Annotated in this window: 8 protein-coding genes; 2 read left to right on the forward strand and 6 right to left on the reverse strand. The window is 62.9% G+C overall.

What is annotated here, in order from left to right; all coding sequences use genetic code 11:
* Positions 1–251 precede the first annotated feature (251 nt).
* Entirely contained in the window at positions 252–989 is a 738-nt protein-coding gene (locus tag ABE493_RS18715) for a pteridine reductase (RefSeq protein ID WP_346500791.1), read from the reverse strand.
* Between the two features lie 54 nt (positions 990–1043).
* Between ABE493_RS18715 and ABE493_RS18720 the strand changes: the two genes are divergently transcribed.
* Positions 1044–2228: a class I SAM-dependent methyltransferase gene (locus ABE493_RS18720; protein ID WP_346500793.1), complete on the forward strand. Its 1185-nt coding sequence runs from the start codon at positions 1044–1046 to the stop codon at positions 2226–2228.
* A complete protein-coding gene (locus tag ABE493_RS18725; protein WP_346500795.1) occupies positions 2216–2611 on the forward strand; it encodes a VanZ family protein in 396 nt (131 codons plus the stop codon). The genes ABE493_RS18720 and ABE493_RS18725 overlap by 13 nt, the downstream gene beginning before the upstream one ends.
* A gap of 244 nt (positions 2612–2855) precedes the next feature.
* Here ABE493_RS18725 and ABE493_RS18730 read toward each other — a convergent pair whose 3' ends face one another.
* The 5 genes from ABE493_RS18730 to ABE493_RS18750 all read right to left on the reverse strand — a co-directional run bounded on the left by ABE493_RS18730 (position 2856) and on the right by ABE493_RS18750 (position 14367).
* Positions 2856–5207, reverse strand: a complete 2352-nt coding sequence (locus ABE493_RS18730; RefSeq protein WP_346500797.1) for a beta-N-acetylhexosaminidase — start codon at positions 5205–5207, stop codon at positions 2856–2858.
* Positions 5204–6859, reverse strand: a complete 1656-nt coding sequence (locus tag ABE493_RS18735) for a PQQ-binding-like beta-propeller repeat protein (protein ID WP_346500800.1) — start codon at positions 6857–6859, stop codon at positions 5204–5206. The genes ABE493_RS18730 and ABE493_RS18735 overlap by 4 nt, the downstream gene beginning before the upstream one ends.
* Before the next feature lie 86 nt (positions 6860–6945).
* A complete protein-coding gene (locus tag ABE493_RS18740; protein WP_346500802.1) occupies positions 6946–9702 on the reverse strand; it encodes a TonB-dependent receptor in 2757 nt (918 codons plus the stop codon).
* Positions 9703–10397: 695 nt separating this feature from the next.
* Positions 10398–13238 (reverse strand): TonB-dependent receptor, encoded by a 2841-nt coding sequence (locus ABE493_RS18745; RefSeq protein ID WP_346500804.1) that lies wholly within the window; start codon positions 13236–13238, stop codon positions 10398–10400.
* 52 nt (positions 13239–13290) lie between these two features.
* Positions 13291–14367 (reverse strand): glucokinase family protein, encoded by a 1077-nt coding sequence (locus tag ABE493_RS18750; RefSeq protein ID WP_430980820.1) that lies wholly within the window; start codon positions 14365–14367, stop codon positions 13291–13293.
* Between the last annotated feature and the right edge of the window lie 485 nt (positions 14368–14852).

Raw genomic sequence — 14852 nt, forward strand, 5'->3', positions numbered from 1 at the left:
CGCAAAGCCTCTGCCGAGCATGGCTCGGCACTACAGGCTTTTAGCCCCTCTCCCGCTTGCGGGAGAGGGGTTGGGGTGAGGGCAGCTGTTCGCTGGTTAAGCCCCCTGCCGAGCATGGCTCGGCACTACACGCTTTAGCCCCTCTCCCGCTTGCGGGAGAGGGGTTGGGGTGAGGGCAGCTGTTCGCTGGTTAAGCCCCTGCCGAGCATGGCTCGGCACTACAGGAGAGCGTTGCCGAGCATGGCTCGGCACTACGTCAGCAGGCGGCCGCCGTCCAGGCGCAGGGTCTGGCCGGTGATGTAACCGGCATCGTCCAGCAGCCAGCGCACCGCCGAGGCGATCTCGTGCGGAGTACCGAGACGGTCCAGCGGCGTGCGCTCCATCAGCTTCTGCTTGGCCGCTTCGCTCTTGCCCTGTTCCGGCCACAGGATGGCGCCCGGTGCGATGGCGTTCACCCGCACGTGCGGGGCCATTTCCAGTGCCAGCGAGCGGGTCACCATCTCCAGTGCGGCCTTGGCCGAGCTGTACGCCGGGTGCTCGCGCAGCGGCTGGGTGGCGTGCAGGTCGGTCAGGTTGACGATGGCGCCACGCTGCTTGATCAGGTGCGGTGCGGCGGCCTGCGCCAGAAAAAACGGCGCCCGCGCATTCACCGCGAACAGCTCATCCCATTGCGTCGGCTGTACCTGCCCGAACGGGGTAGGGAAGAAGTTGGAGGCGTTGTTGACCAGCGCATCCAGCCGGCCGAACTGGCTGACCGCCTGCTCCACCAGGTCCGGTAAAGCGTCCACGTCGCGTAGATCCGCCTCCAGCGCCAATACGCTGCCCGGGCGCTCGCTCTCCAGATCGAAGGCCAGTGACTGCAGCTCCTCGCTGGATTGGTGGGCGTGCAGGGCGATGCGGTAGCCATGGGCGTGCAGGTGACGGGCAATGCCGGCGCCGATCCGGCGCGCGCTGCCGGTGACCAGGGCCACCCGTTGGGATTCTGTCATCTGGGATTTCCTTACTCAGCTATCCTGTGCATTGTCCTCGCAAACCACCGCATCATGCATTCCGACCTGCCAACTCCCGATTCAGACGCGCTCGCCCATAGCGACCAGCTGGCCGCGCACCTGCGTGCGGATATCCTTGCCCAAGGCGGTGCGGTGCCTTTCTCGCGCTTCATGGAGCTGGCGCTGTATGCGCCGGGCTGGGGTTATTACAGTGCCGGCGCCAGCAAGTTTGGCGCTGCCGGCGACTTCGTCACCTCGCCGGAAATCGGCGCGCTGTTTGCCGCCACCACCGCCAATGCGGTGGCGCCGGTGCTGAAACAGCTCGGCCCGCAGGCACGCATGCTGGAGCTGGGCGGTGGCAGCGGCGCGTTTGCGGAGATCATGCTCAAGCGCCTGCTGGAACTGGATGCCTTGCCTGAGCGTTACGCCATCCTCGAGCCCAGTGCCGATCTGCGTGAGCGCCAGCGCGAGCGCCTGGAGCGCGCGCTGATTCCGCCGGTGTTCGCGCTGGTGGAGTGGCTGGACCGGCCGTTCGATGACGACTGGGATGGCGTGCTGTTCGCCAACGAGGTGATCGATGCGTTGCCGACACCGCGTTTCCTTGCCGACGAAGGTGAGATCTACGAAGAAACCGTGGAGCTCGATGGCGAAGGCCGCTTCGTGCGTGGCGCGCAGCCAGCCGACCCGTTGTTGCTGGGCGCGGTGCGGCACGTGGAGCGTTATCTGGAGCGTCCGTTCGCGCACGGCTATCGCTCCGAACTGCTACCGCAGCTGCCGTACTGGATCCAGGCGGTGGCCGGTGGCATGCAGCGCGGGGCGATGTTGTTCGTCGACTACGGTTACTCGCGCAGCGAGTTCTACCAGCACGACCGCACTGACGGCACGATGCGCGCGTTCTATCGGCATCGTGTGCACAACGATGTGTACCTGTGGCCGGGCCTGCAGGACATCACTGCCTCGGTGGATTTCACTGCGCTGGCCGAAGCCGGCACCAACGCAGGCTTCGAGCTGGCCGGTTACAGCAACCAGGCCAACTTCCTGCTCGGCAACGGCATCACCGATCTGTTGCTGCAGGCCGAGGAGCGCACCGATGAAATCGGCCAGCTGCGCCTGCGCGATCAGCTCAAGCGGCTGACCTTGCCGACTGAAATGGGCGAGCGCTTCCAGGTGATGGGCTTCAGCCGCGACGTCGACATGTCGGCCGCGTTCCTGCTCGGTGACCTGACGTGGCGGCTGTAAGCACGGCGCTGAAGCCGCTGCGTCATCCGCGTTTCTGGCTGGGCTTGTGGTGTGCGGCGGTGCTGGCGGTGATCGTGGTCTGCCTGATCCCACCACCGCCGTTGGACCTGCCACAGAACAGCGACAAGCTGGAGCACCTGCTGGCGTACTTCATCCTGTCTGCCAGTGCGGTGCAGCTGTTCGGCGGGCGCCGCGCGCTGTGCCGGGTGGCGGTGGGGTTGATAGTGATGGGCGTGGGCATCGAGTGGGCGCAGGGTGCGCTGACCGCCACGCGCATGGCCGACCCGGTGGATGCCTTGGCCAATGCCAGTGGCGTGCTGATCGGTATGCTGACTGCGCTGACGCCGCTGCGGGATGTACTGCTCAGGCTGCAACGACGGTGAGCCGATAGCGCCGGGCCGGCGCTGTGCCACACTGCTTCTGGTTGCGCCTGCAACTTAATTCCTTAGAAAAATCAGCCATTTCCGATGCAATGGCACTTACGCTGGCGGCGCATTGGCTGCTACGTTGGGGTCATCACAGGCGCCGTTATGGCGCCGGTGGTTTTGCAAAGTTGGCGCGGTGCGGGACGTGGGTGGAGAGGACTCACGTACCGCACCGCGCCTTCCCGGGGGTTTTCCCCAAGCCTTACTTCTTCGGCTGCAGACGCACCTGGTCCAGCACCCACATCTGCGGACGGGTATCGCCGCTGAAGGTCATGCACAGATCGGTGATCTGCTCGGCACCCACGCGCAGCGGTGCTTCCAGTTCAATGAAACCGTCCTTGCCCGGTTGCTGCGGCAGCGGCACGGTGGCCAGCACGCGGCCTTCGCAACCCGCCCGCACTTCAAACTCCCCGTACTGGCTCACCGGCTTGCGGAAACCACGCTTGGCTTCCTCCGGGCGCAGCAGGCCGAAGTTGTAGGGGATGCGGCCTGCGCGGACCTGGATGGAGGCGATGTCCTGCAGCTGCGCGTCTTCCCACAACCAGCAGGGGTTGAAGATGCTGACGTCGAAGTTGTCGCGCTCACCGTGCAGCGGGTTGTCGTCGACCAGCCGCAGCAGCAGGCGGCCACCCTGCGGGCACTGCGCCAGGGTCTTGTCGTTGCGGGTCAGCAGCGATTGCGCATCGAAATTCCACTGGCTGGGCTTGTCCGCCACCGGCTTGCCGTTGAAGAACGTCAGCGCGGTCAACACGGTGGGTACCGGCAAGGTCAGCAAGCCGGGATAGGCCGGTGACTGCGCGGTCGGTGTGCTGCCATCGGTGGTGTAGCGGATGTCGCGGTAGCTGAGCGGGTTGGACAGCTCCACCGTGACCTTCTCGGCTGCACGATCGTCCTGGCGCTTCATCGCCACCGACAACGCGGTTTGTCCATAGCCAATACCCAGCGCCTTGTAGCGCTGCAGCTGTGCCGGCAGACGCGCGAGGAAATCGTCGTAGCTCTTGTTCTGCAGCGGCGTCCAGGCGATTTCGGACAGTGCTGCCAGGCGCGGAAACACGTTGTGCTTGAGGTCCTTGCCGTTGCGGGTGTGCTCGGTCCACATATTGGCCTGCACGCCGATCACGTGCTTGCGCTGCGCCGGGGTCAGCTCGGCCGGCACCGGGTCGAATGCGTAGACGCGCTGCATCGAGGTGAACTTGGGGCGGCCTGTCGGTTCTTCCGGCAGATTGGTCTGCAGGAAATCCAGGTACAGGGTATTGCCCGGAGTCATCACCACATCGTGGCCGTGGGTTGCGGCTTCAATGCCGCCTTCGATGCCACGCCAGGACATCACCGTGGCCTGCGGCGGCAAACCACCTTCGATGATCTCGTCCCAGCCGATCAGCTTGCGGTCGTGGTCTTCCAGGTACTTTTCAAGGCGCTTGAGCATATGCGACTGCAATGCTTCCTCGTCCTTCAAGCCCAGCTCACGGATATAGGCCTGCACCTGCGGCGAATCCTGCCACTGGTACTTCACCGCTTCATCGCCGCCGATGTGGATGTACTGGCCGGGGAACATCTCCAGCACTTCGGCCAGGATGTTTTCCAGGAACTGCAGGGTTTCCTCGCGCGGATTGAACAGGTAGGGGTTCACGCCCCAGTTGGCCGATGGCAGGGTCGGACCATCGACCACGCCGTGTTCCGGATAGGCGGCAACTGCGGCCTGCGCATGGCCGGGCACGTCGATCTCGGGGACCACGGTGATGTGGCGCGCAGCGGCATAGGCCACCACATCGCGGATCTGCTCTTGCGTGTAGTAACCGCAATACAGATGCGGCTTGCCGTCAGCACCGACGCCGGCTTCGCCAGCGGCAGAACGGCAGCTGCCAACTTCGGTCAGCTTCGGGTAGCGCTTGATCTCCATGCGCCAGCCCTGGTCATCGGTGAGATGCCAGTGGAAGGTATTGAGCTTGTGCGTGGCCATCGCATCGAGGATCAACTTGATGTCCTCGATGCTCTGGAAATGACGTGCCGAGTCGAGCATGAAACCGCGCCAGTTGAAGCGCGGTGCATCCTCGACCTGCATGGCCGGCAGGGTGATGCTGTTCGCGGGGGCGCCGGCAAGCAGCTGCCACAACGACATCGCGCCGTAGAACAGGCCACGCGCGTCACCGGCTTCCACCAGGACGCCATCGTCATTGATGCGCAGCGAATAGCCTTCCGCCGATGCGTCGGCGTTGGGCTTGGCGAGCCGGAACTGGATTGCACCCTTGGCATTGCCGCTGCTCGTTGCCTGCAGATGCAGCGGCGTGGTGCGTGCCAGCAGCTGGGTGAAATGGGCGGCGACGTCGCCAGCGCCTTCAGCGGCGAGCACGCGGGTGGAGGCGTCCACCACGAAGCGGCCATTGCCAGGCTGCACCGATACCGGTCGCGGAATGATGCTGGCACCGGTTACTTCCACCGGCAGCTGCTGTGCGGGCGCGACAGTGGAAGCGGCCAATGCATGGCCGCTGGCAGAGGCAAGTGCAAGCGACAGCGCAGCATGCAGTGCGTGGGTGGTGAGTCGGTGTCGGGTCATCGTGGATCCTTGTTGTTGAAGGCTGGCATACGACCAGCCGCTGTTGCGTTTGCGGTTGATGTAACGGTTGCTGCAATCCGTGGGGGGAGAGAAATCAGGGTGGGGCGCGGGGCATTGGCCTGCGCGTTGGCGCTGGCGCTGGTGCTGGGGCTGGATTGGATAATCGCATCAAGTGCAAAGCCCATAAGCACGCCTTCGATATCGGCTGCAACAAGCACGTTGCCATGATGGGCAAGTGTGCCGGCGATGCCCCACTGGAAGCCACGCCCCGCTGCCAGCGCATGGGTAGCGAGCAGGCGTCCATCGCGGCGATCAAGTACACCTATGCCTGCGCCGTGATCCAGAAAATAGGGGTGGCCTGCTGCCATGCCGACCACCAGCTGGTCGCCCAGCGCCAGCGGCGTGCCCCAGCTCCAGCCGCCGACATCGGTGCGCCACAGCACGCGGCCGCTGACGATGTCGATGGCGCTTACCTTGCGCAGGTCGGATGAGCCGATGTAGAGCGTGTTGCCATCAAACGAAGGTTCCGATTCGATCCATGACGTCCAGAACTGTGTCATCCACAGCGCGTTGCCGGTGCCTGCATCGATCGCGTGCAGCACGCCGCTGCGGTCATTGCAGAACACGCGGCCGCGATGCACCACCGGCGCTGCGCCCGGGCGCGAGGCAAGACGGTACTGCCATAGTGGAGTGCCAGTGCGCGCATTGAGTGCCTGCACCACGCCTGCTTCGGTGACTGCGAACAACTGATTGCCGTCGCTGGCCAGGCCGTGCTGGATGCGACCAGCAAGCTGCCGTTTCCAACGGCTGGCGCCGGTGCGCATGTCCAGCGCTTGCACGCTGCCGTCGCTGCCGCCGACATAGATATGGCCGTTGCCGAGCAATGGGCGTGGGCCTTGCCATTCCCAGGCCGCCGATTGCGGTTGCGGAGGCTCGCGGCTGCTACGCGCGTCCTGGATCGATGAGCGCCATTGCTCGCGGCCGGTCTTGCGCTCAAGCCTATGCAGGTAGCCACCATCGCTGTTGACGAACACGGCATCGTCGGTGACCAGTGCGGTGGCGTAGATCGGGTAACCCAATGCGCTGCCCCAGCGCAGGCTGCCATCGGCAAGGTCGACGGCAAACAGCGTGCCTGCAGTGGTGCCGATATAGGCAACGCCGTCGGCGATCACCGGCGAGGCAAAAATCTGGCCACCAAGATGTGCCTTCCAGCGCGGGCCGGACAAGGCCTGGGGTGATGTGATGGCTGCGTTTTCAGTCGGCAGCGAGGCGGGTTCGCCGCGTCGCAGGCGCAGGCGTTCGCCGCTGCCCAACAAGGTGCCGGTCAATTCCTTTTCCTGCATCCGCAGCGCCATGTGCAGGGCGCGATGGACCAGGGTGTTGCTGTCGTCCAGATCGGCCTTGCCGTGCAGGGGCAGCGAGCGCAGGTGGGCGATGGGGAGATCGAGTCGCATGTCGTAGCGGCCGTTGGCGTCGGCCTGCAGGTTCAGGCCAATGCTGACCTTCTCGCGCGGGCTGCCGATCTCACCGAGCCAGTAGCCGGAGAGGTCGTCGTCGGCGCGTGCAGCGCGGGCCGGCAGCAACAGCAGGCAGGCCAGTACCGCCAGGAGCGGAAGGTGGCGGTGAAGGAGATTGGCTTTCGGCTGTTCCATGCGGTGATGCCCGATGCGTGCTGGTTGGGTGGCAGGAACCTGGCGGGAGCACGTTCGGCTCCCGCCAGGTGATGTTGCACTACGAATTAAAAGGCGAAACGCAGTGAAGCCATGTAACGACGGCCACTCTTGTAGGCGCCGTTGAGCAGCTTCTCGGTGCCGTAGTAGCTGTGATATTCCTCGTCCAGCAGGTTCATGCCTTCAAGCCCGATGCTGAGGTTGTCGGTGACCTTGTAAGCCACCGATGCATCCAGCGAGCGGTATTCCATCGTCCACACATCGCGTCCGCCGCTGACACGGGTGAAATACTTGTCGCGCCAGTTGTAGGTGATGCGTGCATTCCATTTGTCGTTCTCGAAGAACGGGCTCAGGTTGTATTGATTCTTCGAGTTGAAAGGCAGTGGCTTGCCGTTGCTGGCCTCACCGTCCGAATAGGTGTAGTTGGCGATGATGCCGAAACCTGCACCGATGTTCTGCTGCCAGGCCAGGGAGTAACCCTTGACCTTGGCATCGCCGGCATTCTGCGGACGATCCACCAGGAACACTGCATCACGCAGCTGGTTGATGTTGTAGTGGGTTTCTTCCTGCGAGATGCGCAGCACGTAGTCGCTGACGTCACGGTAGAAGATCGAGGCCGCCAGGATCGCCTCCGGCGCGAAATACCATTCGCCGGAGAAATCCAGATTAGTAGAGCGGTAGGGCTTGAGGTTGGGGTTGCCACCGCCACCGGTCAGCGACTGGTCGGACAGGAACAGGTAGCTGGACACGTCCGCATAGTTGGGGCGGGCCATGGTCTTGGCGGCAGAGAAACGCAGCACCACATCCTCGGCAACGTCATAGACCAGGTTCAGATTAGGCAGGACGTTGCTGTACTTGCTGCTGCGGGTCACGTAGTCATACGAGGCCTCCACCTGTGCGGGTGTCATGCTGCTGCTGGTACAGCCATTCAAGCCGGTGTTGCAGGCATAGGCGCTTGAATCCAGCTTGGTGCTGACATAGCGCAGACCAATGTTGCCGCGCAGGCGCTCGTAGCTGAAATCGGCCTGCACGTAAGCGGCCTGGATGTCTTCCTCGATGGTCCAGGTATTTCGGATGAACTCCGAGTTGCCCTTGGTAGTGGGGATCGGCGCCGTCTGGTACGGCGCAAGCCAGGTGTTGCCACGGATGTAGTCAGCCAGCGCCCAGCCATCGATGGTGAAGCGATTGTTGAGGTCACCATAGCCACTGAAGCCGCTCAGGTAGTTGTCCGGCAGGTCGCGCGGATTGAACATGTTGGCCGTGGCGTCGCCCCAGCCCTGTACCGATGGCAGGGTGACACCACGTTGGATCTGGCCGGTCTCATGGGCGCGCTGCTTGTAGCCGAAGCGCAACAGGTAGACCGGGGAATCCAGCTTGATGCCGAAGTCCACCTGGCCATAGGTTTCCTTGTCCAGGGTGGGTTTTTCAACAAGGTTGCCGCCCCAGCCCGAGCACCAGTTGTTGGTGGTGGCGCAGTTGGTGCTGCCATAACCGCCATCCATGCGGAACAGCTCAGGCGTGGTGAACGGATTGGGGCCGGTGATGTTCAACGTTGCCGGGGTGCCGGGGCCGTTCTGGATCGACCAGTCGTAATCTGCGCTTGCCAGGAACTCGCCGAACACCTGTTCCGGTCCGCCTTCGGCCTTGGTGGAGCCGATGTGGGTGGAGGCAAACCAACGCTCGTCGTTCCAGTCCGCCTTGATGTCGTAGGTTTCCGACTCGATCTTGGCGCGGCGGTTCTGCATGTCGAAGACCATGCGTGCGCCCTTGTGCTTGGCCGCGGTGATCAACCCGTCTTCGATGGTGATGTCGGTCAGCGAGCCAAGGCTGCCGTAGGTGTTGCCCTGCCACGCAAACATGGCCTGGGCCATGTGGTCGAAGTTGGCATCGATCTTGATCGCGTTGAGTTCGACATTCAATTTCTCAACCGGCTTGAACTGCAGCGAAGCGGAATAGGTATTGCGCTTGCGCTCCTGTTCGAAGAAATGCGCGCTGACTGAGCTTGGGCCGACGGCATTGGGATTGTTGCGGATTGCATCGGCGCAGGCATTGACGCAGTTGCCTGTGGCGATGGACCCGGCCGCGCCATCCAGGCCGTCACGGTAGTGCTTGGCCAGCACGGTGCCGAAGGATTCGATGCCATCGCGGCGGATGCTTTCGTTGCTGGATTGGGCCGACAGGATGAAGCCGAAGGTGTCATCCACGTTCTTCCAGCCAAATGCGGCCGAAGCGCTGGGATCGGTCTTTTCGACGCGGTCATTGCGCGAATAGCTCACCCGGCCGGTGATGCTGATCCGCTCGGGCATGTCCAAGGGCTTGCGGGTGGAGACATTCACGGTGCCGCCGATGGAGCCTTCGTCCATGCGCGCTTCCGGCGACTTGAACACTTCCACCTTGCCGACCAGTTCCGGTGCCAGCAGCGAGTAGTTGAAGGTGCGGGTCGGGAAGTCGGACATGTTCCAGTCGCCGGAGGCGATGGACTGGCCGTTGAGCAGGGTGCGGTTCAAGGCCGGGTCGACGCCGAGGATGCTGACGCGCTCGCCCTGGCCGTAGGCACGGTCGATGGTGACGCCGGGGATGATGGTCATCGCCTCGGCGACATTGGTGGCCGGGAACTTGCCTACATCCTCGGCGGTGATCACGTCGACGATGCTGTCCGCATTGCGCTTGGACTCAAGTGACTGCTGCAGGCTGGCGCGGATGCCGGTGACGACGACGCGATCCAGTTCGGTTGCATCCGGTTGCGCTTGCTGCGCGCTGGCCGCAAAGCTGATCGCCAGACAGCTGACGATGGCGGCGGTTAACGGTGACTTGCGGTGTTTCAAAGGTCTCTCTCCCTTTGCTGATGGATGGCCGGCAGTGATGCCGTCCAGTGATTCCCGCATCCCTTCGGGTGTGCGGAGAAACATCGCGGGCGCCGTACCGGCCGGCCGCGTCGAACGCGGTGTCAGGTCAGAACGGGCCGGGTGCAGCAAGGGCCCATTGCGCTCCGCAATGGGCGCGATGGGGAGTGGATCGGATGTACTGCCGGCCTTGCTTGTCCACGTCATGCCTCGATGGGTGGTTGGGGCGGGTGACTACCGTCGTTCAGCTCGGGGTGGAGTGTGCGTGTATTTGTTTTTAATTTGCAAAAATAATTTTCACGAAAAACGGCCGCTTTGAAATCTTTGTTTCAAGGTATTTGCGCTGTTTTTAAAGGATAAATCGCATGAAAAAGAATATCCATTCATTCCGGTTGAAACTTGTTGGTGTTTGTTTCAGGTTGTTTTGAAAATTATGTTTATCTTCAATTCATTGGTAATCCACATTCCGCTTCGCCGCTGTCGGTGCGTGTTGCAGTGCTTTTTCTGTGTCGCTCCCGTTGCCCACCAGTTGATTGCAGCGCTGCGCGTGTGCGCTGATCGGCGTTGCTCCTGCAGTGCCTGTGCGCTGGCCATGGCGGGCAAAAAAAAGCGGGCCTGGAATACCCAAGCCCGCTGGAGAAAAAGACCGCAGAACAATTAAAACGTTTGGCTACGCCTTAGAAGGCAAAGCGCAGCGTGGCCATGTAGCGACGGCCGGTGCGATACAGGCCACGGATGACCTTCTCGGTGTTGGCCACGCCCGGGACTTCCGCGTAGGAGCGGTACTCGCTGTCGAGCAGGTTCATGCCGTCCAGGCCCAGGGTCAGGTTGTCGGTCAGCTTGAGGTTGATGTTGGCATCCAGCGAGTCGTAGTCATCGGTGACCAGGAAGTTGCCGCGATCAGCCTGCGTGTAGTACTTCGAACGCCACGAGTAGGTGACACGTGCGCTCCAGCGCTCGCTCTCGTAGAACGGGCTGAAGTTGACCTGGTTCTTGGAGTTGAACGGCAGGCGGTTGCCGGCGTCAGCCTTGGCATCTGCGTAGGTGTAGTTGGCAAGCAGGCCCAGGCCGTTGTCCAGGCTGGTCTGGAACGCAGCCGAGAAGCCCTGGATCTTCGCGCCACCGGCGTTGTTCGGACGCGAGATGTCGTACACCGTGTCGGCCTGCTGCGACTGGTTGTAATGGGTTTCCTTCTGGGTGGTGACCAGTACGTAGTTGTCGACCTTCTTGTAGAAAGCGGTACCGGCCAGGATGGCGTTCTCGGCGAAGTACCACTCAGCCGAGAAGTCCAGGTTGGTGGATTCGTACGGGTCCAGGTTCGGATTGCCGCCGCCGCCGGTCAGGGTCTGGTCGCCGATCCACAGGTAGCTGGACATGTCGCCGTAGTTCGGGCGCGAGATCACCTTCGCTGCCGAGCCGCGCAGCACCACGCTGTCGTTGAGGTCGTAGGCAACGTTGATGTTGGGCAGGACGTTGTTGTACTTCTTCTTGATGGTGTTGAGCACGTAGCCGTCAGCCGGGCACGGGCTCTTGACCGAGGAGCAGGCATAGCCGGTGCTTTCCGACTCGGTCTGCACCAGGCGCACACCGAAGTTGCCGCGCAGGCGGTCATAGCTGAAATCAGCCTGGACGTAGGCGGCGTTGATGTTTTCCTTCACCGTCCAGGTGTTGGCAGCATAGGACGGATCGCTGAAGGTGCTGGGCGTCGGCATGGTCTGCCACGGTGCCAGCCACTTGCCGCTGTTGATGTAGTCGGCCAGGGCCCAGCCGTCGATCATGAAGCGGTTGCTCAGGTCGCCAACGTTGCCGAAGCCGCTGAGGTAGCTGTCCGGCACTTGCTTCGGGCTGAACTGATCAGCGGTCAGGTCGCCATAGCCCTTGATCGAAGCCAGCGACACACCGGCCATCGACTGCGAGGTTTCATGCTCGCGACGCTTCACGCCAAAACGCAGCTGGTAGATCGGCGAATCCAGGGTGATGCCGAAGTCGGCCTGGACGTACTTTTCCTTGTCCTGGGTCGGCTTGGTGACGATGTTGCCGCCCCAGCCCGCGCCCCAGTTGGTGGCATTGGGCGGATTGGTGTGCCAGCCGCCGGCCGGGCCGCCGCCGTCGAAGCGATAAGCGGACGGATCGGTGAACGGGCTGCCAGCATGGCCCGGCTTCATGTGGTTGGCGACGTCGGTGATCGGATCGGTCTGGTAGCCGTGGAAGTTCAGGCTCGGGGTCTTGCCGGTCAGGTCGTAGCTGTAGTCGGCCTTGTTGAGGAACTCGCCGAATACCTGCTTGCCGGTGCCGCCGCTGGCCTTGGAGGTGCCGGCGTGGGCCGAGGCGAACCAGCGCTCGTCCTTCCAGGTCATCTTCAGGTCGTAGGAATCGGTATCTACCGTGGCCTGGCGGTTGAGCAGGTCATACACGGTCAGTGCGTTGCGGAACGATGCCTTGGTCATCACGCCGCCATCGACGGTGACGTCGGTCATGCTGGCCAGCGAGTTCCATGGATTGCCGTTGAAGGCAAACATGGAGTGGGTCATGTTGTCGTACTTGGCCTTCACATTGAGCGCGTTGAACTCGATGTCCAGCTTGTCGGTGGGCTTGAACTGCAGCGCCACGGACAGGGTGTCGCGCTTGCGCTCCTGTTCGAAGTAGTGCGCGCTGATCGCGTTCGGTGCCACTGCGTTCGGGTTCGCCAGCAGCGTCTGCGCGCAGCTGCCAACGCAGCTCGGCGGCATGGTGGTGGCCGGGTCGGTCGACCAGTCGGTGGTGGTGGTGGTGATCGAGTTCGGCGAGCCGCCCTTGCCGTTGATGTAGTCCTTGCCGCTGACCGTGCCGTAGGACTCGATGCCGTCGCGACGGATGTTCTCGATCGAACGCTGCGCCGAGACGATCACGCCGAAGTTGTCGGCCTGGTTCTTCCAGCCGAACATGGCCGATACCTGCGGATCGCCGGCTTCGACGCGGTCGTTGTACAGATAGCCAACCGCACCGGAAATGGTGGTGCCGCTCAGGTCCAGCGGCTTGCGCGTGGAGACGTTGACGGTACCGCCGATGGAGCCTTCCTCGAGCCATGCTTCCGGCGACTTGTAGACTTCGACCTTGCTCACCAGCTGCGGTGCCAGTAGCGAGTAGTTGAAGGTACGGCCCGGCTGGTCCGAGATGAACCAGTCGGCCGAGGCAATGGTCTGGCCATTGAGCAGGGTGCGGTTCAAAGCGGGGTCGGTACCCAGGATCGAGACCTTTTCGCCCTGGCCGAAGGCCTTGTCGATGGTCACGCCGGGGATGATGGTGATGGCTTCGGCAACGTTGGTGGCCGGGAATTTGCCCACGTCTTCGGCGGTGACCACGTCGACGATGGCGTCCGAGTCACGCTTGGAGTCCAGTGCCTGCTTCAAGCTGGCGCGGATGCCGGTGACAACCACGGTGTCCAGGTCGGTGGCCTGCTTGCCGGCTTCCTGTGCATGCGCCGAGAAGCTCAGGCAGGTGACGATGGCGGCGGATAATACGGACTTGCGGTACCTCATGATGTCTCTCCTCATCATTGATGGATGCCGGCGGACTTGGCCGGATTTTTCTTCAGTGGGAACCCGTGCAGGAGCAGACAGCCCCATGCACCTGCGGTACTGCCGAATTCGACGCGACGGGTTCAATTTCCCTGCGTCCCAGATACCAACTGGCGGCGCCGATGACGCCCAGTTGCCCGTGCTCTACCAGCTTCACGGGAATGCGTTGCAGCGCCTCGCGCATCGGCCCCTTGTTGAGGAAGCGCTCGGCGAAGCTGCTGTTCAAAACGAATTGGCTGATCTTCGGCAGGATGCCGCCAGCCAGGTAGATGCCGCCCTGTGCGCCGTACAGCAGCGCCATGTCACCGATGGTGGAGCCGAGGATCGCGCAGAACAGCTGCAGCGTTTCCACTGCCAGCGGGTCGCTGCCATCGCAGGCGGCGGCGCTGATCGCATCGGGGGAGCGGTGCACCGCGGCGCGGTCGCGGACCACGCACAAGGCGTTGTAAAGATTGAGCAGGCCGGGGCCTGACAGCGCATGTTCAATGGCGACATGGCTGCGCCCCTGCAGCATCTGCTGCAGTACCGCCATTTCCAGTGCGGTGCTGGCGCTGAGTGATGCCTGTCCGGCTTCGGTGGCCAGCACCATCGAGCGCGAACCGTCGGGGATCCACAGTGCGGCGCCCAGGCCGGTGCCGGGGCCGACGATCAGTACAGGGCCTGATGCGGCATCGGCAGGGCCGCTCAGCTGCAGTGACTGGCTGGCATCGATGTGCGCGGCGGCATGTGCCACTGCCTCGAAATCATTGACCAGGTGCACGGCTTCAAAGCCGAGGTCATCGCGGATGCGGTTGCAGGACAGTGGCCACGGCAGGTTGGCGGAAATAACGGTGCCGTCGGGCAGCGCGTAGCCGGCACTGGCAATGGCGCATTCGCGCACTTCGCTGCGGTCGACCGGGAACTGGGCAAGGATCGTGCTCAGGTCCGGGTAGTCGGCGCAGCGGTACTGGCGATAGGCCAGCAGCTGCAGCGGCGCGGCGGGGTGGCTGCCGGGCTGCACTAGACCAATGCGGACATGGGTGCCGCCCACATCGGCGGCCAGCAACGGCGCCGCGGAAGCGGTGGTGGTCAGCTTGGGTGATGGATACAGGCTGGCAACCACGTACGTCCCCTGGGTATGGCGCGACACCTGTATGGCGTTGCGGCATGCGGAGTGTCGGGGCTTGGTGACAACGATGTCAAGACGCATTGCAAAAAATTTTCACGCAATGGTTGAGGCTGAGGATGTCCATATCCCGATGATTTGACGGGCTATTTTGGTTTCGTATGAAATTCAGCGGGGGTGTTTGCTTGGATCTTCTTCGTTTGAACACGGCCTGTGAAATTTTTTGGCATGCCCCAGCCTGTCAACAGCAAGCCCAATGGCCGCGGCATGTGGGAGCGGCGTAAGCCGCGAAGCTGACAGCAATGAAGTTGCGGGGCTCTCGATCCTTGCCTCCAGCCAAGGCCGGCATTCGGACAAAATTGGAAACCAGGCATCTCCTCAGCGGGAGCATCCCCGGCTTCGCGGCTTACGCCGCTCCCACAGGCCTCAACGCCTCTGCAGCGGCATAAGCCAGCCAGCCTTGTGGGAGC

It is taken from the genome of Stenotrophomonas terrae (genome assembly GCF_039674165.1).
GTDB classification, from domain to species: domain Bacteria; phylum Pseudomonadota; class Gammaproteobacteria; order Xanthomonadales; family Xanthomonadaceae; genus Stenotrophomonas; species Stenotrophomonas terrae_A.